17 protein-coding genes and 5 pseudogenes are annotated in these 20,950 nt (G+C 52.1%); 13 read left to right on the top strand and 9 right to left on the bottom strand.

The window, feature by feature from the left end:
* Window positions 1-75: 75 nt before the first annotated feature.
* The 5 genes and pseudogenes from adhE (at window position 76) to PACILC2_RS05145 (ending at window position 6,767) form a co-directional block, all read left to right on the top strand.
* Window positions 76-2,621 (top strand): annotated as a pseudogene (adhE, locus tag PACILC2_RS05165) (bifunctional acetaldehyde-CoA/alcohol dehydrogenase).
* Window positions 2,622-2,721: 100 nt separating this feature from the next.
* A pseudogene (gene pflB, locus PACILC2_RS05160) lies at window positions 2,722-4,910 on the top strand (formate C-acetyltransferase).
* Window positions 4,911-5,003: 93 nt separating this feature from the next.
* Window positions 5,004-5,729, top strand: coding sequence for a pyruvate formate-lyase-activating protein (pflA, locus tag PACILC2_RS05155; RefSeq protein ID WP_213527905.1), 726 nt, complete (start codon window positions 5,004-5,006; stop codon window positions 5,727-5,729).
* Window positions 5,726-6,331 carry a ribosome hibernation-promoting factor, HPF/YfiA family gene (gene hpf / locus PACILC2_RS05150; RefSeq protein WP_213527903.1) on the top strand — a complete coding sequence of 202 codons (606 nt, stop codon included), beginning with the start codon at window positions 5,726-5,728 and terminating at the stop codon, window positions 6,329-6,331. The genes pflA and hpf overlap by 4 nt, the downstream gene beginning before the upstream one ends.
* A 142-nt stretch (window positions 6,332-6,473) precedes the next feature.
* On the top strand, window positions 6,474-6,767 hold the full coding sequence (locus PACILC2_RS05145) for a hypothetical protein (protein ID WP_213527901.1): 294 nt from the start codon (window positions 6,474-6,476) through the stop codon (window positions 6,765-6,767).
* A 386-nt stretch (window positions 6,768-7,153) separates the two neighbouring features.
* Here PACILC2_RS05145 and PACILC2_RS05140 read toward each other — a convergent pair whose 3' ends face one another.
* Entirely contained in the window at window positions 7,154-7,876 is a 723-nt protein-coding gene (locus PACILC2_RS05140) for a Crp/Fnr family transcriptional regulator (protein ID WP_213527899.1), read from the bottom strand.
* 236 nt (window positions 7,877-8,112) lie between these two features.
* On the opposite strand from PACILC2_RS05140, the pseudogene mobA (PACILC2_RS29175) reads away from it, so the two are divergent.
* From mobA (PACILC2_RS29175) to PACILC2_RS05120, 5 genes and pseudogenes are all read left to right on the top strand, one after another.
* Window positions 8,113-8,463 (top strand): annotated as a pseudogene (mobA, locus tag PACILC2_RS29175) (molybdenum cofactor guanylyltransferase); the annotation flags it as partial.
* A gap of 44 nt (window positions 8,464-8,507) precedes the next feature.
* Window positions 8,508-8,765 (top strand): molybdenum cofactor guanylyltransferase, encoded by a 258-nt coding sequence (mobA, locus tag PACILC2_RS26365; protein WP_244863246.1) that lies wholly within the window; start codon window positions 8,508-8,510, stop codon window positions 8,763-8,765.
* A 720-nt stretch (window positions 8,766-9,485) separates the two neighbouring features.
* A complete protein-coding gene (locus PACILC2_RS05130; protein ID WP_062493071.1) occupies window positions 9,486-10,007 on the top strand; it encodes an SRPBCC family protein in 522 nt (173 codons plus the stop codon).
* Between the two features lie 257 nt (window positions 10,008-10,264).
* Window positions 10,265-12,541, top strand: coding sequence for an ATP-binding cassette domain-containing protein (locus PACILC2_RS05125; protein WP_213527895.1), 2,277 nt, complete (start codon window positions 10,265-10,267; stop codon window positions 12,539-12,541).
* Window positions 12,542-12,800: 259 nt separating this feature from the next.
* Window positions 12,801-13,097, top strand: a pseudogene (locus tag PACILC2_RS05120) (alpha/beta hydrolase); the annotation flags it as partial.
* Between the two features lie 95 nt (window positions 13,098-13,192).
* Here PACILC2_RS05120 and PACILC2_RS05115 read toward each other — a convergent pair.
* Window positions 13,193-14,053 carry an alpha/beta fold hydrolase gene (locus PACILC2_RS05115; protein ID WP_062493074.1) on the bottom strand — a complete coding sequence of 287 codons (861 nt, stop codon included), beginning with the start codon at window positions 14,051-14,053 and terminating at the stop codon, window positions 13,193-13,195.
* Window positions 14,054-14,505: 452 nt separating this feature from the next.
* Between PACILC2_RS05115 and PACILC2_RS05110 the strand changes: the two are divergent.
* Window positions 14,506-14,634 (top strand): annotated as a pseudogene (locus PACILC2_RS05110) (ABC transporter permease); the annotation flags it as partial.
* A gap of 25 nt (window positions 14,635-14,659) precedes the next feature.
* Here the strand turns inward: PACILC2_RS05110 and PACILC2_RS26360 are convergent.
* Complete coding sequence (locus tag PACILC2_RS26360; protein WP_244863245.1) at window positions 14,660-15,241, bottom strand: DUF6431 domain-containing protein; 582 nt, start codon at window positions 15,239-15,241, stop codon at window positions 14,660-14,662.
* A 202-nt stretch (window positions 15,242-15,443) separates the two neighbouring features.
* Here PACILC2_RS26360 and PACILC2_RS05105 point away from each other — a divergent pair, with 202 nt between their 5' ends.
* Window positions 15,444-16,760 carry an MATE family efflux transporter gene (locus PACILC2_RS05105; RefSeq protein WP_244863244.1) on the top strand — a complete coding sequence of 439 codons (1,317 nt, stop codon included), beginning with the start codon at window positions 15,444-15,446 and terminating at the stop codon, window positions 16,758-16,760.
* Between the two features lie 77 nt (window positions 16,761-16,837).
* On the top strand, window positions 16,838-17,137 hold the full coding sequence (locus tag PACILC2_RS05100; RefSeq protein ID WP_062493076.1) for a metal-sensing transcriptional repressor: 300 nt from the start codon (window positions 16,838-16,840) through the stop codon (window positions 17,135-17,137).
* Between the two features lie 183 nt (window positions 17,138-17,320).
* On the opposite strand, the gene PACILC2_RS05095 is transcribed toward PACILC2_RS05100, so the two are convergent.
* The 6 genes from PACILC2_RS05095 to PACILC2_RS05070 all read right to left on the bottom strand — a co-directional run bounded on the left by PACILC2_RS05095 (window position 17,321) and on the right by PACILC2_RS05070 (window position 20,507).
* On the bottom strand, window positions 17,321-18,070 hold the full coding sequence (locus PACILC2_RS05095; RefSeq protein ID WP_213527893.1) for a hypothetical protein: 750 nt from the start codon (window positions 18,068-18,070) through the stop codon (window positions 17,321-17,323).
* Window positions 18,071-18,144: 74 nt separating this feature from the next.
* Window positions 18,145-18,321 carry a hypothetical protein gene (locus PACILC2_RS05090; RefSeq protein ID WP_213527891.1) on the bottom strand — a complete coding sequence of 59 codons (177 nt, stop codon included), beginning with the start codon at window positions 18,319-18,321 and terminating at the stop codon, window positions 18,145-18,147.
* A gap of 32 nt (window positions 18,322-18,353) precedes the next feature.
* Window positions 18,354-18,845 carry a pyridoxamine 5'-phosphate oxidase family protein gene (locus PACILC2_RS05085; RefSeq protein WP_213527889.1) on the bottom strand — a complete coding sequence of 164 codons (492 nt, stop codon included), beginning with the start codon at window positions 18,843-18,845 and terminating at the stop codon, window positions 18,354-18,356.
* A 26-nt stretch (window positions 18,846-18,871) separates the two neighbouring features.
* Complete coding sequence (locus PACILC2_RS29170) at window positions 18,872-19,120, bottom strand: DUF2461 family protein (RefSeq protein ID WP_372447051.1); 249 nt, start codon at window positions 19,118-19,120, stop codon at window positions 18,872-18,874.
* Window positions 19,121-19,293: 173 nt separating this feature from the next.
* Window positions 19,294-19,614 carry a MarR family winged helix-turn-helix transcriptional regulator gene (locus PACILC2_RS05075; protein WP_213527885.1) on the bottom strand — a complete coding sequence of 107 codons (321 nt, stop codon included), beginning with the start codon at window positions 19,612-19,614 and terminating at the stop codon, window positions 19,294-19,296.
* 206 nt (window positions 19,615-19,820) lie between these two features.
* Window positions 19,821-20,507, bottom strand: a complete 687-nt coding sequence (locus PACILC2_RS05070; RefSeq protein WP_213527883.1) for an NAD(P)H-binding protein — start codon at window positions 20,505-20,507, stop codon at window positions 19,821-19,823.
* Window positions 20,508-20,950 lie beyond the last annotated feature (443 nt).

Here is a 20,950-nt window from a genome sequence, read left to right as displayed (position 1 = left end):
GAGAACCGGATGGCCGTACAGCAATCGAAACCGCACGGGCCGATTTCGGCCAAGGAACATGTCCATACCCTCGTCATGAACGGGAAGAAGGCGCTGCAAGCTTATATGAGCTTGAACCAGGAACAGGTGGACCGCATTGTCCGGGAGATGGCGCTCGCCGGGCTTGACCGCCACATGCAGCTGGCGAAAATGGCCGTCGAAGAAACCGGCCGCGGCGTCTATGAGGACAAGATCGTCAAAAACCTGTTCGCCACGGAGTACATTTACAACAGCATCAAGCACGTAAAAACCGTCGGCACGATTGAAGACAACCCGCACGAGCGTTACCGGATCGTCGCGGAACCGGTCGGCGTCATCGCGGGCGTGACGCCGGTGACCAATCCGACATCGACTACGATGTTCAAGGCGCTCATATCGGCGAAGACACGCAACCCGATCATCTTCGCCTTTCATCCGTCCGCCCAGGCGTGCAGCCGCGAGGCGGCGAAGACGATGCTCGAAGCGGCCGTGCGCTGCGGCGCGCCGGAGTATTGTATCCAGTGGATCGACCTCCCTTCCCTGGAGGCGACCCAAATGCTGATGAACCATCCGGACGTCGCGATCGTGCTGGCCACCGGCGGAGCCGGCATGGTACAGGCGGCTTACAGCACGGGCAAGCCGGCCCTCGGGGTCGGGCCGGGCAATGTGCCTTGCCTGATCGAGAAGACAGCCGACCTTCGGCAAGCGGTGACCGACCTGATTTTGTCCAAGACGTTCGATAACGGCATGATTTGCGCTTCCGAGCAGGCCGTTATTTTGGAGGAGCCGATTTACGACGAGGCGAAAAAGCTGATGATCGAGTCGGGCTGCTATTTTCTGAACAAGGCGGAGACGGAGGCGGTCTCGAAGCTGGTCATCCATCCCGAAAAATGCGCGGTCAACGGCGCGATCGTCGGACAACCGGCCGTTAAAATCGCCGAGATGGCGGGAATCGCCGTACCCGCCCATACGAAAATTTTGGTCGCCGAGCTGCAGGGCGTCGGGCCGCGCTACCCGCTCTCCGCGGAGAAGTTGAGTCCGGTGCTCGCCTGCTAAAAAGCGAAGAACGCCGCGCAAGGGATCGAGCGGGCGGCGGAAGTGGCGGCGTTCGGAGGACTCGGGCATTCGGCAGTCATCCATTCCCGCAACGACGAAGCGATCCGCGCCTTCTCGGATAGGCTGCAGGCCGGGCGCATCATCGTGAACGCGCCGGCCACTCACGGCGCCATCGGCGACATTTACAACACGAACATGCCGTCACTGACGCTCGGCTGCGGTTCGTACGGCCGCAACTCGACCACGGCGAACGTCTCGGCGGTCCATCTGCTCAATTTGAAAAGAGTGGCGTACCGTACCGTCAATATGCAGTGGTTCAAAGTGCCGCCGAAAATTTACTTCGAACGCGGGGCCGCGCAATATTTGGAGCAAATGCCCGATATTTCGAGAGTAATGATCGTGACGGACGCGGTAATGGCGAAGCTCGGCTATGTGGAGAAGCTGGAGTATTATTTGCGCAAACGGCAAACGCCTGTCGCAATCGAGGTGTTCGCCGAGGTGGAGCCGGACCCGTCGGTGGAGACGGTCAGACGCGGCACCGCGGCGATGGACGCTTTCCGGCCGGATTGCATCGTCGCTCTCGGCGGCGGGTCGCCGATGGACGCAGCCAAGGCGATGTGGCTGTTCTACGAATATCCCGACACCGACTTCCGCTCGATGAAGCAAAAGTTTCTCGATATCCGCAAGCGGGTGTTTCGGTATCCTCGGCTCGGAAAACGGGCGAAATTCGTGGCAATTCCGACGACGTCCGGCACGGGCTCGGAGGTGACCTCCTTCGCCGTCATTACCGATAAGCTGGACGGGAACACGAAATATCCGCTGGCCGATTACGAGCTGACTCCCGACGTGGCGATCGTCGATCCCGACTTCGTGCTGAGCCTTCCGAAGACGGCGGTCGCGGATACCGGAATGGATGTGCTGACCCACGCGATCGAAGCTTACGTATCGGTGATGGCGAACGACTTTACGGACGGGCTTGCCATGAAAGCGATCCAGCTCGTGTTCGGTTATTTGGAGAAGTCTTATGCCGAGGCGGATCCGCTGGCGCGGGAAAAATGCACAACGCCTCGACGATCGCAGGCATGGCGTTCGCGAACGCGTTTCTCGGCATCAATCACAGTCTGGCCCACAAATGGGGAGGCGAGTTTCATACGGCGCACGGCCGGACCAACGCGATATTGCTGCCGCATGTCATTCGCTACAATGCACAGCCGCCGACGAAATTCGCCTCATTTCCGAAATACGACCGGTTCATAGCGGACCGGCGATACGCGGAAATCGCCGCCATGCTGGGGTTGCCGGCGCGGACGACGGAGGAGGGGGTGAACAGCCTGATCGCAGCGATCCGCAAGCTGAATCAATCGCTGGATATTCCGGAGAAGTTTCGCGATCTCGGCATCGATGCCGAAGTGTTTGAGGCGAAGGTCGCTTATTTGGCCGAACGCGCCTTCGAAGACCAGTGCACGACGGCGAATCCGAAAATGCCGCTCGTGACCGAGCTGGAGACAATTTACCGCAACGCTTTTTACGGCAATTTTGAATCTTGATTTCACGGGAGGGGCGATCGACAATGGCAATCGGGGAAACGGAAGTCCTGCGCAAAAATCCGGCGTTCAAGCTTGGCGGGGATTCAAGCCCGGAAAATGGATGAAAACCGTCGACGTGCGGGACTTCATTATTGGCAACGTCACACCGTATGAGGGCGACGAATCGTTCCTGGCGGGTCCGACGGAAAACACGAAGGCGTTGAACAGGCTGGTGGCGGAACTGTCCCGCAAAGAACGGGAAAACGGCGGCGTGCTCGACGTGGATGTGCGGACGGTATCCGGCATTACGTCGCATCGGCCCGGCTATCTCGATAAAGCAAAAGAAAAATCGTCGGGCTGCAGACGGACGAACCGTTCAAACGGGCGATTCAGCCGTTCGGCGGCATCCGAATGATGAGCGACGCCTGCGAAGCGTACGGCTTCAAGCTGCCGGAAGAGCTCGTTCATCTGTTTACCGCCATTCGCAAAACGCATAACCAGGGCGTATTCGACGTGTATACGCCGGAGATGAGGACCGCCCGCAAAGCGGGAATCATTACCGGCCTTCCGGACGCGTACGGACGCGGGCGGATTATCGGGGATTATCGCCGCGTCCCGCTGTACGGCGTCGACCGTCTGATCGAGGAGAAGAAGCGGGAGTTGCGGCAGCTGGAGGTTGCGGCGATGACCGACGACGTCATTCGCGACCGCGAGGAGCTTGCCGAACAAATCCGCAGCCTGCAGGAGCTAAAACAGATGGCCGCTTCGTACGGGTTCGACATCGCCGGGCCGGCGGAGAATGCCTTCGAGGCGATCCAATGGCTGTACTTCGCCTATCTGGCGGCGATCAAGGAGCAGAACGGGGCGGCGATGAGCCTGGGGCGCGTCTCCAGCTTCCTCGATATTTATATCGAGAGGGACATCGCGGAAGGGACGCTTTCCGAGGAAGAAGCGCAGGAGCTGATCGACCATTTTGTCATGAAGCTGAGGATCGTGAAATTTTTGCGCACGCCCGATTACAACGAACTGTTCAGCGGCGATCCGACCTGGGTTACCGAGTCGATCGGCGGCATGTCCGTCGATGGCATGCCGCTTGTGACCCGCACTTCGTTCCGGTTTTGCACACGCTGTACAATCTGGGGCCGGCGCCGGAACCTAATCTGACCGTGCTCTGGTCGAACCGGCTGCCGGAGAAGTTTAAGGCATACTGCGCGAAAGTGTCCATCGAGACAAGCTCGATCCAATACGAGAACGACGACCTGATGCGCCCAAGGTTCGGGGACGATTACGGCATCGCCTGCTGCGTATCGGCCATGAGAATCGGCAAGCAGATGCAGTTTTTCGGCGCGAGAGCGAATCTGGCCAAGGCGCTGTTGTATGCGATCAACGGCGGCGTCGACGAGAAGCTCGGCATCCAGGTCGGCCCGCCTCTCGCCCCGATCCGTTCCGACGTGCTGGATTACGGGGAAGTGAAGGAGAAGTTCGACCGGGTGCTCGATTGGCTGGCCGGATTGTACATGAATACGTTGAACGTCATCCATTACATGCACGACAAGTATTGCTACGAGCGGATCGAGATGGCGCTTCACGACCGCGAAGTTGTGCGCACGATGGCGTGCGGCATCGCCGGCCTGTCGGTGGCGGCGGATTCGCTGAGCGCGATCAAGCATGCAAAGGTGAGGCCGATCCGCGACGAACGGGGAATCGCCGTCGATTTCGCGATCGAAGGAGACTATCCGCAATACGGCAACAATGACGACCGGGCAGACGCCATCGCCGTGGAACTGGTGGAAACGTTCATGAACAAGCTGCGCAAGCATAAGGCGTACCGGAACGCCATTCCGACGCTGTCCGTGCTGACGATCACCTCGAACGTCGTTTACGGCAAAAACGGGGAGCACGCCGGACGGACGCAAGGCGGGGGAGCCGTTCGCCCCGGGAGCGAATCCGATGCACGGCCGGGACCGCAAAGGAGCGCTCGCCTCTCTCTCCTCCGTCGCCAAGCTGCCATACGACCAATGCCTCGACGGCATTTCGAACACGTTCTCGATCGTGCCGAAAGCGCTCGGCAGAGAACCGGAAGCGCGCATCGCCAACCTCGTCTCGCTGCTTGACGGCTATATGGGGCAAGGCGGCCATCATTTGAATGTGAACGTATTCGACCGGTCGCTGCTGCTGGATGCGATGGAGCATCCGGAACAGTACCCGCAGCTGACGATCCGCGTATCCGGCTATGCGGTCAACTTCGTAAAGCTGACGAAAGAGCAGCAAATGGACGTGATCAGCCGGACGTTCCACGGCACGGTATAACGTAATCATCCGGATGATCCATGACGCGGTATGACGTAACAGCCGGACTTTTCCATGGCGAGGTATAAATAAAAGTTGGAAGGATGATGAGGCATGAAGGGCCGAATTCACTCGATCGAGACGTTCGGAACGCTGGACGGGCCGGGAATCCGCTTCGTGCTCTTCATGCAAGGCTGCATGCTGCGATGCCGGTATTGTCATAACCCGGATTCGTGGGCGGCCGATGCCGGCCGAACGATGGAAGTGGAAGAAGTGATGGCGGAAATCGAGCCGTATTTGGCGTACTACCGCGCTTCCGGCGGAGGCATTACGGTAAGCGGCGGGGAGCCGACGCTGCAGGCGCCGTTTGTGGCGGAGTTGTTTCGCGCATGCAAGGAACGGTGGGGCCTTCACACGGCCGTCGATACGTCGGGCTTTTGCGAGCCCGACCATGCGGCCGGTCTGTTGGAGCAGACGGATCTGGTGCTGCTCGACCTGAAGCTGATGGACAACGACCGGCATGCGGCGCTGACAGGCCAGCCGAACGAGCGGACGCTCCGCTTCGCGAAATGGCTGTCCGACCGTCGCAAGCCGGTCTGGATTCGGCACGTTCTCGTCCCGGGCGTTACAGACCGAAGCGAAGATCTGCTCGCTCTGGGAAAATTTATCGGCACGCTGAACGGCGTCGAGAAGGCGGAGGTGCTTCCGTACCACCACATGGGCGCGTACAAATGGCGGCTGCTCGGCATGCCGTATTCACTCGAAGGGTGCCGCGAACCGGAGCGGCACGAGGTGGCGAGAGCCTTTCAAATCATTGAAAGGGGGAGGGGGAAGAAATGATAAGATTCGTCTTTCGCGGCGTCAAAGTCGAAGTGACCGAAGAATTGGCCGATTACGCCAGGCGCAAGCTGGGACGGCTGAACCACTATTTCGACCGGCCGCCGGATTGCATGATGACGGTGAAGATGCGGGCGCTCAAGGACGGCCATCGGGTGGAAGCGACCGTTTCGTTCGATGGGATGATGATGCGGGCCGAAGAGAAATCCGGCGACATGTATACAGCGATCGACAAAGTCCAGGTGAAGCTGGAGAGGCAAGTGCGCAGATGGAGGGTGAGCCGGTTCCGCGGCCTCCGGGGGCCGGAGGCCGGCGGGGAAGGCGTGGGCGTATACGTATCGAACGACGTGAAGGGCAGGACGGACGGGAATGTCGGGAAGGCCAGGATGGAGCGTAAGCCCACGGCGGCAATGGGAGGGTTCAAAATTGTCCGCAATAAACGGTTCGCATTCAAACCGATGGATGTTGGTGAAGCGGTGCTGCGCATGAATCTGCTCGACCACAACTTCTTCGTGTTCCGGGATCTCGAAAGCGATGAAGTCAACGTCGTGTACAGACGCAAAGACGGGAATTACGGCGTCATCTCCCCCCGCAAAAGTACGTAGCGGCCGCCGCAACGATTTGTCCGGGAACGAGACCGCCTCCAGCGGCTGCACGGCCGGGAGTTGTGGCGTATCGACGTCGGCCGGACGGGGCGTATCGCCCCGTCGGATATGGCGGGCGATTAGACGCGAGCGTACCGCTCCGATGGACAAGGCGGACGTTGAAACGGAGAGCATCGCCTCGAAGGAAACGGCGGACGTTTCGACGGGGCAACCTTTCGACGTACAGATGAATGTTTGGATGGGGCGTATCGCCTCGACGGTCAAGGTAGGCGTTTGGATGGAGTGTGCCGCCCGACGGAGCCCGGCGACTTTACGCTTTCGCTTTACCGGGGACGCCGGGTTCGGTACGATGGTACCAGAAAACTGCAAAATACAGTTTTTCTGTAGGTTAAACAACCAAAACGCGAAAATTCCTGCGATCGTGCAGTTTTTTTGATCTGTTCAAGCCAAATCAGCGAAAGTTACAAAAATTCCTGTAATTTCGCAGGATTTTGAACCAAAGTCGTTGATTCAGAACGAAAATCCTGTATTTTTGCAGGATTCTCGCCATAGGAATCTGCCGGGAGGTGTGGTGCACCGATAGGCAACAGTCGAATAGTTAGGAAGGCTGAACAGAGTAAAGGATAGCGGATGTTTGGAGGCTGTCGATTCATTGTGCCTGCTGACCTGTCGTCTCAGCGGACAAGGGAGGCCCCTTAGACCTCGATTTCGGCTTGAGGGCCCGGCTCTTCCGTGTCCGTTATTTCGCCAAAACGTCAAAAAAACGGCATCGCTGTCCCTAATACGTGACGGCGAAGCCGTTTTTGCTGCGGAATGCGGAATCTAAATGCGGCACAATTCCTTCGGGCAAGACTCGCAATTGCAGACCTGGCGCAAATAATCGATGTTCCGGATGGTGATGATGCCGTCCTGGATCGCAACCGCGCCGGATTTCTTCAGATCGCTCAGCATCCGGTTGACGCTTTCGCGCGTGCACCCGACATGGTCGGCCAGCTCGGCGTTCGTCAGCTTGAGATCGATTCGGATGCCGTCCTCACTGGCGGAACCGTAGCAGTTGGAAAGCCGGATGAGCGTGGAGCAAAGCGCCCCCGGTTTTCCGTACATCATCAGATCCCGGTATTTCGTCTGGGTCAGCCGATGCATGTACCCCATCCAGTTCATAAATTCGATCGCCAAATCCCCGTGCTGCCACAGCAAAACTTCAAGGTCGCATTTCTGCACGATGCCGATTTCGCACCGGCCGACGGCGTGCGCGGTGAAAGCGTGCACCGAGTCGCGGAACGGATCGAACTGGCCGAAGAAATCGCCCGTATGAAAGATCGACATAATATATTCCTTGCCTTCCACCGAAAGCTTCGTCAATTTGACTTTGCCGGTTCGGACGAAGTACAGCCGGTTGGCCGCATCCCCTTCGCAGAAGATGTTCGCCCCGTCCGGGAAAGTATGGTCGTACATGATCTGTTTCAGCTTCTCCATGCTGTCCTTCGAGAAGCAGGAAGAGTTTTGGACAAGACAGGCTTTCGGCAAATCGCGAACGGCTTCCATTGCCAACACCTCCATCTGTTACAGCCAGTATAGCAAATGAAGAAGCGGTTTCGAGTGACAAATGTCACACAGGTCGTGAACATTTTGCGAATCCTCAGCGTGGCTGGCGCCAAAAACAAAGGCCTGCACATCGACGATTGTGAGCTATATCATAGCTCCGGCAGATCGGAAGAACGATAATAAAAGAAGCGCGAGTGACGCGAGTGAAACGATATTTGACAATTCGGAGGTGGATCATGATGATGGATATGCCATACCGGTCCGGCGAAAGGTTGTCCGGATTGACGGGTGTCATTCTGGCCGGCGGCCGCAACCGGAGAATGGGCGGCTCGCATAAAGCACTGCTGCCGTTCGCGAACGAACTGCTCATTCATCGGCAGTTGCGCCTAATGGGACAGCTGTGCGGCGAAACGATCCTCGTCACGAACGAACCGCGGCTGTTCCTTCCGATTGTCGGTCGCGGCGTCAGAATGATTGCCGACTATTACGCTGCAAAAGGGCCGCTCGGGGGCATCCATGCGGCTCTTTCGCTGGCGCGCCATGCCGAAGTATGGATCGTCGCCTGTGGCATGCCGTTCATATCGCCTCATGCCGCCCGGCTGATGCTGGAGGAGAAAAAGCGGGGGGCGGCATGGCTGTCATTCCGTTCATCGGCGGCAAGCTTCATCCGCTGCATGGTATCTACGACCGGGGCGCGGCGGAAGCGGTCCGCCTGTCGATCGAGTCGGGAGAGAAACGCGTCGAAAGCTTCCTGGAGACGATTCCGTATCAGCGGATGGAAGAGGAGGAATTCCGTAACGGGGGCATCGACGCAAGCTTCATCATGAACGTGAATACGCCGGAGGATTACGAGCGAGCGCTGCGCATGATCGACAGCCGTACGGGCTGAAGAAGCGACGGTACCTGTGCGGTCCGAGAACCCTGAAATGGCCGGCCGGTCAGTAGGGACGCTGTATTGTGACGTGGTCCGAGCGTATCGGGAATCGTTCTGAGCGTACCGGAGAATCCATAGATGAATGATGCAAGTGATATATAGGGATTGAAACTCATTATGTCGCTATAACTTATACTGCTAGCAATGATACGGGCTCTATAATAGTTGATGGTGAAGAAGTGACGGAGGACAAGAAAATATATCCTATAAGATCCACGTGCAACGTGGATTTTTCATTTATAGAGGCATGTTCTTGTCCTTGGTCAAAGACGTATTTTTTTAAACCATGCCACCAAGATCGAACCATTAGCCGGGGAGTACCAGCGGAGCTGAATCTACCCACAAACGTGGATTAAGAAAAACAAATTCCTTGACCGGAATATTCCTTATGTAGTATATTCCAATCAAAGGATATTATTTATAACGATTAGGGAGGTTGCACAATAAGTCAAACCAATGTGAAAACCGTGGCAGTCATGATTCTCGGGCTCCTGGTCATTGCAGGCTCCTATGTGACCTACCACAAATTTAGAAAAGTCAAGATGGCTTAGCGGAAATTCGGTTAAGGAATAGAGAAGTATCTAAACACAAACATGAATCCGGAGTTAAGCGGTCTCTCAATCATCTCGGAGGATCACTTTCACTCAAAACTAAAATCAAGGAGGATTATAAAAGGTGAACAGTACAACGAACAAATTGGTTTCGAAGGTGGAAGGCCGCGAACTTGTACTCGAACGCGTTTTTGACGCGCCGCGCGAATTGGTGTTCGAAGCTTTCGCGAAGGCCGAACATTTAATGCGTTGGTTCGGGACAAAAGGTTGGCCGCTTACCGTTTGCAACATCGATTTTCGTCCAGGCGGAATATGGCATTACTGCATGAAATGCGTTGACGAAAGCCAGGAATATTTCGGTCAAGAATCGTGGGGCAGGGCGGTTTTTAATGAAATCGTAGAACCGGAGCGGATCGTGTACACCGACGCGTTCTCCGATGCGGAAGGCAATGTCAACGAGAACATGCCGGTGGCGCGGGTTACATTGGACTTTGTCAAACATGACGGCAAAACGAAGTTGATCAGCCGTACGCAATACGCGACGGAAGAAGGACTCAAGGCTGTGCTGGATATGGGTGTGATTCAGGGCATCAACGAAACCTGGAACTCTCTGGCCGACTTTTTGGCGGATCTTCAAAACAAGTAATTTACGCCGGGAAAAGAAAGAGCCGCTTTGGCGGCTTTTTCTGTTTAAGGATGCTTCTTAACGATTTCGTAATAACAAGGAAGGGAAACGGCAAGTTAAATAATCAAGACTCGCTCGCTCAAGCAAATCCGCTTGTTTTCCGGATTTGTAACCAAACTGCTGGGAATAGAAGTTGTCATTTGATCATCTTTCTATGCACGATGAATGGTACAATGTGAATATAAGTAGAAATTAACACTATCGGAAGGATGTTAAGCATGAGCGAATCTAATCAGGAGTATATCGTAATCTCGGGTGCGAGGGAAAACAATCTCAAGAACGTATCCTTGCGCATTCCCAAGCGGAAGATTACGATCTTCACCGGGGTATCCGGATCCGGCAAGTCATCGATCGTATTCGATACGATCGCCGCAGAATCCACGCGATTGCTGAATGAGAACTTCAGCATGTTCGTCCGCAGCTTTCTGCCGAAGTATCCGCAGCCTGATGCCGATGCGATCGAAAATTTGAGCATGGCGGTTGTCGTCGACCAGAAACGTCTGGGCGGTGGATCGCATTCGACGGTAGGCACCATTACCGATATTTCCCCGTTGCTCCGCCTGCTGTTTTCCCGTTTGGGAGAACCGCATGTCGGACCGGCCAATTTGTTTTCCTTCAACGATCCGCAAGGCATGTGTCCCGAGTGCAACGGGATCGGTCGCAGGCTGGGCGTCGATATGAGTAAGGCGCTGGACATGTCAAGGTCGTTGAATGAAGGGGCAATCCTGCTGCCGGACTATACGGTGAACAGCTGGAATTGGAATATGATCGTACAGTCGGGTTCTTTCGATCCCGACAAGAAGCTGAGCGATTATTCGGATGAAGAGCTGGAGCAACTGCTGTACGGCAAGGCGAGGAAAGTGGAGGTGCAGTTCGCCGGGAAGGCAGTAAATATTACAGTGGAAGGCATCATCGAGAAGTTCACCAACAAGTATATCAAGCGGGATGTGAAGACGATGTCCGAGCGCACACAACGAGCTGTTGCGCCGTACATCTCCGAGGGTCCATGCTCCAGCTGCCGCGGCGCGAGACTCAATCAGGCCGCGCTCAGCTGCAGGATCAATGGACTCAACATTGCGGAGATGTCCTCCATGGAGGTCGGACAGCTCATCCGCGTCATTCGGGAGATTGACGACGCGATCGCCGCGCCGGTCGTCAAGTCGCTGACGGAGCGGTTGCAGCATCTGGTGGATATCGGACTTGACTACTTGACGCTGGACCGTGAGACGGATACATTGTCCGGCGGCGAGTCGCAGCGCGTCAAGATGGTGAAGCACCTGAGCGGTAGTCTGGTGGATGTCACTTACATCTTCGATGAGCCCAGCGTTGGCTTGCACCCCCGTGATGTACACCGGTTAAATGGGTTGCTTCAGAAGCTGCGCGACAAGGGCAATACCGTGATTGTCGTCGAGCATGATCCCGATGTGATCAAGTTGGCGGATCATATCGTCGACGTCGGGCCTCACGCCGGCAGCCACGGCGGTACCATCGTGTATGAAGGAAGCTTCCAAGGCCTGCTGGAGGCAGGTACACTGACAGGCACCCATATGAAGCGGCCGCTCCAGCTGAAGCAGGATTGCAGGCAGCCATCCGGCAAGCTGTCCATCAAGGATGCCACACTGCACAACCTGCGGAACGTGAGTGTAGATATTCCAACCGGAGTGCTGACAGTAGTTACGGGTGTCGCCGGCTCGGGAAAGAGTACGCTGATTAACGAAGTATTCCTCAGCCAGCATCCGGATGCGATCGTCATCGACCAATCGGCGGTGGGAGTGTCAACACGCTCGAATCCCGCGACCTACACGGGTATTATGGATGATGTGCGCAAGGCGTTTGCTTCCGCGAACAAGGTGGGCCAAGGCTTGTTCAGCTTCAACTCCAAGGGGGCTTGCGAGAACTGCCAAGGACTGGGTGTTGTGTATACAGACCTTGCATTCCTCGACAGCGTGAAGCTGCCATGCGAAGTATGCGGAGGTAGACGGTTCAAGGAAGAGGTGCTCGCGTACAAGCTGAACGGCAAGTCAATTGCAGAAGTGCTGGAGATGACTGTGGAGCAGGCATTGGATTTTTTTCAGCTAAAAGAGGTTGTGCGCAAGCTCCAGGCGATGAGTGATGTGGGGCTGAACTATATTACACTCGGCCAGCCGCTCAGCACGCTCTCGGGCGGGGAATGCCAGCGCATCAAGCTGGCAAGCGAGCTGCATAAGAAGGGCAGCATCTATGTGTTGGACGAGCCGACGACCGGCCTACATATGTCAGATATCGGTCACCTTCTGGGGATCATGAACCGCCTCGTGGATGCCGGCAATACGGTGATCGTCATCGAGCACAACCTCGATGTGATCAGCCAAGCGGATTGGATCATCGATATGGGACCGGACGGAGGCAGCAAGGGCGGCCAGGTTGTGTTCGAGGGCACACCTCCGCAGATCATCCATGCGGAGCAGTCGATCACGGGAAGATACTTGATGAGTGCATTAAATCCACTTTCGTAATGTATGGGATTAGTTGCTCCGGATTATATTGCGAGTCATGTTCGGTTGCCGGTCCCAAGAGGTGAATCCGAACGGCTGCATGCAGCCTGAAGATAGGGCGATCTAAACGCCCGAATCCGTCAGCTAACCGCTCATCTTGATCAGGACAACGGGATCAATGCCAGGTGTAATGCTCCCCAATGTCAAGACATTAAGGCTACTCCTGGCTTGCCCTGGCAGGATTACAACTGGCAATCAGGTCAAATCGACTGGAAAGCTTAATCAAAGTCTTGCTGATTTTGATGATCGCAGTATCCAACACAAGCTGAACATTCCGAAACTAGCTTTTGCAGGCGAGAAAGCCACCATCATTTATGGTGAAAATTTTGGAAATGTTACTGTAGACATGGTCGGGTTATTGAAGAAAAACAGGAAAAAGCTAACCGAGTTAGGATGGGATGTTGAAATCTTTATTGGAAGTGACATGGACCATACGAAAGCCATGCAGCCGGCTGCGGTTTTACCGCTAATTAAGCCATGGTTCATGCGACACCCAAGTTTTATTATTGTTTTGTAGGGCAAGAACTTACAGTAAGCAGCCAAGAATATATACTGATTGCCAAAAGCAGATCTTGCTTCGGAATATCTATTGAAATGAGTAGTCCATGATGTTTAATATTTGTGACGAGATAAGAAGGAAATAAGCCCTTCATCGTATTCAGAGGCATGTTTCCCAATCCAGATGAGATGGCCCCAGGAATCCAAGAGCAGCATTTCCGCATTCGGTATGAGCTTTTTAACATACTCTGGATGGCTGAGAGGTACTGATCCATCGTTTTGACTGTGCATGATCAACGTCGGTGCGGTGATCGCGGCTAACTCGGTAGAATAATCCTTTTGCGTTTGTTCAAGGTCAATCAGAAAGCCTGAATAAGAACGTTGCCGGTTGTTCATTTTACGCAAGTCTTCCGCATGATTGCCGTCAAGTCTCTTGCGAACTTCAGTGAAGGGAAGTGTAGAGAAGGAAGTGTACATCATCTTAAAAGTTAAGTTGGGAAATAAATTGCTCATTGCGGCAATCATCTTCCATGTCCACTTTTCGACACTGGGTTTAAAAATGCGCTGTCCCACCTTGAACTCTTTGTCATTTGGCGTGAGCCAGGGTTTCGTAACCGCGCATTGAAAAGTGATGCTGTAGACACATTCGGGATACATTGAGACAAAACAGATACCAGTCGGTCCCCCTGCGGAAACCGCGATCACATGAACTTTCTCGACTTGCAGATGATCCAGCAGCGCTTTGTACAAGCTGCAAGCTTGTTTTAAATCAAGAATTGAAGACGTTTTTCCGTATCCGGCTCGCGATGGCGTGATGATCGAATATCCCGAAGATAGAAGCGTTTCATAACCGAATTCTTCACAACAGTTGGAATGGCCTCCATGGAAGAGAAGAATATGCTGTTGGCCTTTGCCGATTATGGAATACTCGATAGTCGTTTCACCGATTTGGAACGTATTGATTTCTCGTTGCATATGCCCACGCCTCTCACATGGAATATAGCAATTTAGACACTACTGCAAGACTATAAGAAATAAGAAGAAATAAGAGAGTGCACAACAAAGAATATTCACGATCCATAAACATGTATCTGTGATATGCACCATACCCTGTTCGCATCAGCGCTTAAGATAGCAGCTACCAAGGCAACAAAAAACAATTGGGAGAATATTGAATATATCGGTGAACGGCCGCCTTCTTGTTTAATTGCAGACTTTCTTTGTATCCCACACTTCCCTGAATCAGGGAACTTAGCGAACGGATGATCATAATTGTACTCCGGAATAAACTGAATGTAAATTGAACAGACGACAATCAAGAACAATGGTACGTCATTTTCGGGAAATTTCAAAAAATCTCCATGATGAAACGAACGATTTCTTATTCGGGCAACCGTTTTATTCCGTCATGCTTTGATTCGCTAAAAATTGAGCGGTTCCACTCCATGCCGATTGCGCGTTCCACCGTGCTGTGGGGGCACGTGCTGACCTCGGTGGTATCCAACGTCATTTCTGTTGTCGTAATCATTCTCGTAGCGCTCATTTCGAGCCTTCGCGGGGTCGAGCCCCTCCGCCAGGCTTTCATCCATTCTGCACCTCGACTAGTAGACTTCGAGATGAGTCTACCGCAGGATTAGCCGGACAAGAATGCAGAACGGGTATGTGCCCATAAATTTGAATTGACGACCGGGCGGACAATTCGCGCCAGCCGGGGGCGTCCCCGACGTAGTGTCCGATACGATGATGTGCAGACTGCGAAGGGACGGACAGCATCTCCACAGGGTCCTGATGAAAGCGAATGGCGATTGAGGTGAGGACCCCGAGCAAGTACGGGATCTGCTCGTAAAACCAGTGTTTCCAGCGGCGCAGCGTAGCGTCATCTGCCGCCGCTGTGGATGCCGACTCCGGTTCGGTAACGACCTGCTCTACGCATGCCGATTCGTACCGTTTGTACGGCACAATGCAGTCTGGCAGCTCGTGATGAATCTTCCGGCATTGGCCGCACCGTAACCGGCGGATGGAGAGCACGCGACGATCCCCGCTTACGCTCACTAGTTTCCGCCGACGACTGCCGATCACACTAATCGCTTCTCCACAACAAGGTGAGGGGACCAACTCTGCACATCGAACTGAAAACGCCGGGAGTCTTCTCAACCAGCTCATACTCTGTTACCATGTTGGGTAGGGGATGCTTCCCTTTTCTGTGATAATACTCTAAAAGAGTAACTTGTGCTTGTAGCATAATGTTGCTCTTTATTTAACTTGAAAACATCCCCTCCGGGGGGATATTATTGTGATGTGTTATATTTTAGTTTAAGGTGAGTGAGGATAATTGGCCGAACCATTAATATTACACGAGAATTCCATGAATAAGGAGAAAATCAGACTTATCTTGTGGTTGGCTATTCCTGCCATGATTGAGAACATGCTTCAGACGGTTGTCGGGTTAGTAGATACTTTGTTTGTAGCCGAACTTGGACTGGAGCAAGTAGCTGCTGTTGGAGTATCCAATACGATTTTGGCCGTATATATAGCCATATTTATGGCCATGGGGACAGGAGCATCCGCTCTTATTGCCAAAAGTGTCGGGGCAGGAGACTGGGAAAGGGCAAAAGCGATTGCCAGGCAGTCGACATGGATCTCTGTTCGGCTGGGATTATTGTTTGGGATCATAACCATGTTTTTTGCAGAACCTTTATTGCGAATCATGGGGGCGGAACCAGACGTACTTGCAGACGGGGTCATCTATTTTCGAATTGTTGCAGTACCATCAGTTTTGATTGCACTCATGACGGTGTTTGGAAGTATCTTACGTGCTGTAGGTGACACGAAAGCCCCGATGCGTGTAGGCATTAGGATCAACTTCATTAATATTGTTCTGGATTACGTTTTTATATTCGGATTATGGGGAATACCAGGGTGGGGGATTGCCGGGGCAGCCTGGGCTACCGTTGTTGCAAGACTGATTGGTGCCATTTTGCTATACCTCCATATTCGAAAAACAAAGTTATCGTTCTCCTTATGGAAAGGAACGTCAAGCGCTTATACCATGCCATTGTTACAAATATCGACTCCCGCTGCTGTGGAACGACTGATCATGCGTTTCGGTCAGGTGCTTTATTTTGGACTTATTGTGAGAATTGGCACCGACGTCTATGCAGCACATGTAATAGCGGGAAATATTGAAATAATCTCCTATATGCCTGGATATGGTTTGGCGGTGGCGGCAACAACGCTTGTTGGACAACACCTGGGAGCCAATCGGCAGAAAGATGCTTACCGATATGGCTTATTAACAACAGGGATAGCTGTCGTATTCATGTCGTTCGTCGGTATATTATTGTTCATCTTTTCTCCGCTAGCGGCAACATGGTTTACCGATCAAAAAGATGTCGTCGGCATGGTTACCACCGCATTGCGAATAGATGCATTTGCTCAGCCATTTTTAGCAGTTGGTTTAGTTATTGCGGGTGCATTGCAGGGGGCGGGGGATACTAAAAGTCCGATGTACAGTACAGCTATAGGAATGTGGCTCATCCGTGTTGTAGGGGTATATGTTTTGTCTATTGTTTTTGATTTCGGAATTGCAGGGGTTTGGCTCTCCATAGCCATCGATCTTATAATTCGTGCTTTTTATTTGTTCTATCGCTATCAAAAAAAGGTAGGTTCCTTTAAAGAATGATGTCCCAGCAATCCACAGCCTCTCCAAAGTGACATGTGATATAATATTGCAAAGGTGTTACCTAGAGGAGGGGTAATATGAGTGATTCTTCGCATCATCATGGTAATAGTGATCATCATCATTATCGCAAAAGCATCGTCAACCGGCTGGCCAGAATCGAAGGTCATGTCAGGTCCGTAAAAGAAATGGCGTCTAGCGGTAGAGATTGCGGCGACCTATTGATTCAAATTGCTGCAATACGTTCGGCGCTGGATAACTGTGGAAAACTTATTTTGAAAGATCATTTGGAGAGTTGTGTAGTCGAAGCTGCCAAATCGGGCAATGAGCAGGAAGTATTAACACAATTGAATGAAGCGCTTGACAAGTTTATTCGATAAAAACAAAGCCGACGGCAACAACCGTAACGGCTTTGTTTTTACAATCGTTATGCTAACATATGTACAAAATACGGGTTTTGTGAAATTGTATAGTGGAATCAATGCACGCTGCCCCTTAAGTGCACAAATGTCCGGTAACAACTAAATACGAACTTCCATAACATTCTCCTCATACTCAAACCATCATTTTTCTTCTGTAATGAATGACATATCTGACAATCCTGTTTTTATACAGAGACCCCAGCCGAAAAACTCGTTATTAGTTATTTCTGCGCGAATCGTATTCACACCGGCTCTCCAGCGAACAGGAACACTGGCCATATTAGATCGAATGCGTCCATCACTCTCCGGAGGATTCCATCTCCAATCCCCTTGGTAGACTTTTTCTTCATTGACCCATAAACGAAGATGATCGCTGAAACCGAAAGTTAACAGAGTCTCTTTCTCCTCAGATATATAAAAAGTGCTCTTCGCTTGCACCGAACTGCCTTGTTCGGCGGTATAGATCCGGTTGAGGTTTAATGTTCCGTTTTCTTCGACAACGGCTTTCGTCCAACGGTTTTCGGCGATTGGTGAAACCATCCATTCCGTAATAAAAGTTTCAGTCGACAATCGCTTCAAATCTCTGTCCCTTTTCGTGATGGGCGTCGGTTGTATTTCCTCTATAACGAGATTGCGAATGTAGCCGGGCAAATACCCCCAAAACCCTATTTTGCCGACAGGGTCTCCGTGCTGAAGATTGGGAATCACCAGTTGAGGGAAAGCATCTTCGCCCATATAGACGGCTGCGCCGTTCGGTTGCACTTCTACGGCAAATTTCACCCATTTCCCGGTAGTATTCGGCAAAGGCTTTTGATACATAGTGCCATTATAAATTTGCCATGTCATCGAACCATTCATAACCGGATCGTATTGAATTTCTTCTGGCGCCAAATAAACCAGCTCATAATTATGCGAATTCTTGGCGCCGAAAACAAGCCCTATAAACCCTACCTGTTCGGGAATCGCTACCTCCGCTTGAAGGCGAAAACAGGTAAAAGGAATTTCGTCGCGAAGAAAGACGGCAGAGCCGGATTTTCAAGATAAGCTGCTTGTTGCCCGAGATATACTCCGGGACGAGCGTTAGAATCGCCCAAATCAAATCGATCCAAATCATTCCAAAGGTTAAACGACAGCTTCTTCATCTTCGTACTCCTTTTTGCGGATTTTCATATGCTCAAATTTCAAAGGTGATATTTTGCAAACCTCGATAATAATTTCCCCAGCTGGCCGTAAACCTTAAAACACAATAATCAGGGGCGGTGACTCCAAGAGGATAATACACTTCCCAGCCCTCTTTCCATAGCCGTTGTTTCGACTCCGCATCCTGCAGGACCTCGATTTCGCCAACAAGCAATAGCCCCGCAAAACGCCCTGCATCGTAAAAATAAATCGACGCTTTCGGATCTTGGATGAACTGCGACACCCTTCTGGACGATGTATTGGTACTGAACCAAATGGTTTTCAACCCTTCCGATTCAATCTTGAACATGGCTTTAATATGAGGGTAGCCGTTTTCGTCAGTGGAACCTACCATCGCGATTTCCGAACGTTCCAACAAATCCAGGGACTCTTGTATACTCGTTTCTTTATCGATCGGGGGGATGCCGTTCTTCAGCAGTTGTTTTGCCGATCGGATACCTGCTTCAATAGCGCTTTCGGAATTCATATTAAGCCGGACCTCCCAGGAGAATTTTACATGCTTTTTATCTTATAGAGATAGTGATACAAATCTTTTAGCTGATCAAACCCTTGGTATATTCGGGAAATGGTTTTGCCTACCGCAGAGGAAGTTTCCAGATAGGGATCGATGGCAAGGATGAAGTCGCTCAATTCTGAAACAAGCGATTGCGCCGGTTTCATAACATATTCTGTGTAAGCGCGCTTGTGATCCTCGAACCAGGATTTGGTGTTATTCGCTTTCAAATCGATCAAAAATTCGATCGTTTTTTTGTGAAAAGCTGTGAAAGCTGCTGTTTGGCATAATCGAAATTCCTTTACTCGGCTTCATATTTTTGAGATTGTTGAAAATCCGTTCAAGATACTTCTCAAACTCGTCGATTTCGCTATCTTGAAATCCTTCGTAAAACAGTTTGGTCATTTCCACGGATACTTGCTCATAAGTTGTCTTCATTTTTTATTTTTTCAGTAAGTTGAATGAGAACTTTACGTCGATCATTACTTGGGAAGATACGGACAAGATGACCGGTTTCTTCGAGCTTATCTAACATACGGGTCAGAGTAGATTTACCTAGTGCGGTACTCTTTGCAAGTTCTTGAATAGGAATATTGTCTTTCTGCCAAAGAGCGAAAAGTATTCTGCCTTGGGCTGGGTTAATATCGTTAATGTTATAGTCCTTGAGCTTTCTGGAAAAAATGCGCCCCGACAACTGATGTATTTTTGAAATTAGAAATCCGCCTTGACGCAAATTGGTCATATCTAACTCCTTTCAAGTCCATATAAGGTATAAAATGTATTTGTATATAGAATAGTTGTATATAGAACTAATGTCAATATGGCAGTTGAGATGAAATTGTTTAATTAACTCCAACGATCTGGAACCGCAGGATTTACATAATCGATGTTATGTAAACTCAAATATACAAACTCACTGCGATGGCGTCATATGGCGCCTGCCTTGACTTACGTTCCTGCTCGGGATCCAGGCGCCATCTTATGCAGTTGATCGTTCTCGTAAATATGCACACCAGGCGTATACATCTGTGCCACCCGATGCATGACCGCCGCCACGTCCCGCGCTTCAATCGGGCACATCTTCGGCAATGCCTTGCGCAGGAAAGGCGTCAGCGGACGGCTTATCGCTACTCCCATACGCTCGATGAGCCGAAACTCTTCCCGCTCCCCAAGCAGCAGCGAGGGCCGGATGATCGATATCATCGGCAGTTGCAGCGTGCGAACGGCTGCTTCCGTCTCCCCTTTCACCCTGTTGTAAAAGAAACGCGATCCCGCGTCCGCTCCCATCGATGAGACGAGCACATACCGCTGCGCACCCGCCGCCTTTGCCAGCCGCGCCGCCATCACCGGGTAGTCGAAATCGACGATGCGAAAACGTTCCCGCGTCCCCGCCTGCCGAATCGTCGTTCCCAAGCAGCAGAACACGTCTTCCGCCCCTTCGAATGTTTCCGCCTGAGACTCCAGTGCCGCGAAATCGGTCAGCACGACCTGCCGCAGCTTCGAATGCTCCGCAAGCGGCTTCCGCACTATCGCAGTGATCGTCCCGTAGGCCTCCGATTCCAACAAGATGCGCAGCAATTGCTTCCCGATTAACCCCGTCCCGCCGAGCAGCACCGCTTTCTTCCGTTTATCCATCGGTTCACGCCCCCTTTTTTCCTCCTATCATATCATGAAACGCTCACACTGACATAACGGGCACAGCACGTCCAATATTCGACCGGAAGCGAGTTCGACCAAGGCATGAACAGTTCGAGCGCTTCGGCATCCAGCGGAGGGGATAGCCCAGGTTCGTTCGCGCAGACGGAACGTTATTCTCAGACGGAACATTGTTTCTCAGACACAGCGTTATTCTCAGACAGAACGTTATTTCTCAGACGGAACATTACTCTCAGACAGCACGTTATTCCAAAGGTGGAACATTACTCTAACGAATATCACACGCCTTATTTTCGCCAATAAGCTGCTTTTTCAGATTTAACGAATCTGAGCCACCTTATTTACGATATACCGCCTGAATTGGACTACTTTTAAGCAAATAGCGTTGCTCAGATTCGTTACAATTCCGGAACTTGGATTTT

The sequence above is a fragment of the Paenibacillus cisolokensis genome, from assembly GCF_018403665.1.
GTDB classification, from domain to species: Bacteria; Bacillota; Bacilli; order Paenibacillales; family Paenibacillaceae; genus Paenibacillus_AH; species Paenibacillus_AH cisolokensis.
Note: the sequence above shows the minus strand (reverse complement) of the source record. Positions and strands in the feature narration are given on the sequence as shown.

Coding starts and splice junctions, on each gene's coding strand:
- pflA (WP_213527905.1), top strand. CDS start 5,004: ATGAAGGGCCGAATTCACTCGATCGAGACGTTCGGAACGCTGGACGGG.
- hpf (WP_213527903.1), top strand. CDS start 5,726: ATGATAAGATTCGTCTTTCGCGGCGTCAAAGTCGAAGTGACCGAAGAA.
- PACILC2_RS05145 (WP_213527901.1), top strand. CDS start 6,474: ATGGACAAGGCGGACGTTGAAACGGAGAGCATCGCCTCGAAGGAAACG.
- PACILC2_RS05140 (WP_213527899.1), bottom strand. CDS start 7,876: ATGGAAGCCGTTCGCGATTTGCCGAAAGCCTGTCTTGTCCAAAACTCT.
- mobA (WP_244863246.1), top strand. CDS start 8,508: ATGGCTGTCATTCCGTTCATCGGCGGCAAGCTTCATCCGCTGCATGGT.
- PACILC2_RS05125 (WP_213527895.1), top strand. CDS start 10,265: ATGAGCGAATCTAATCAGGAGTATATCGTAATCTCGGGTGCGAGGGAA.
- PACILC2_RS05115 (WP_062493074.1), bottom strand. CDS start 14,053: ATGCAACGAGAAATCAATACGTTCCAAATCGGTGAAACGACTATCGAG.
- PACILC2_RS26360 (WP_244863245.1), bottom strand. CDS start 15,241: ATGAGCTGGTTGAGAAGACTCCCGGCGTTTTCAGTTCGATGTGCAGAG.
- PACILC2_RS05105 (WP_244863244.1), top strand. CDS start 15,444: ATGAATAAGGAGAAAATCAGACTTATCTTGTGGTTGGCTATTCCTGCC.
- PACILC2_RS05100 (WP_062493076.1), top strand. CDS start 16,838: ATGAGTGATTCTTCGCATCATCATGGTAATAGTGATCATCATCATTAT.
- PACILC2_RS05090 (WP_213527891.1), bottom strand. CDS start 18,321: ATGAAGAAGCTGTCGTTTAACCTTTGGAATGATTTGGATCGATTTGAT.
- PACILC2_RS05085 (WP_213527889.1), bottom strand. CDS start 18,845: ATGAATTCCGAAAGCGCTATTGAAGCAGGTATCCGATCGGCAAAACAA.
- PACILC2_RS05075 (WP_213527885.1), bottom strand. CDS start 19,614: ATGACCAATTTGCGTCAAGGCGGATTTCTAATTTCAAAAATACATCAG.
- PACILC2_RS05070 (WP_213527883.1), bottom strand. CDS start 20,507: ATGGATAAACGGAAGAAAGCGGTGCTGCTCGGCGGGACGGGGTTAATC.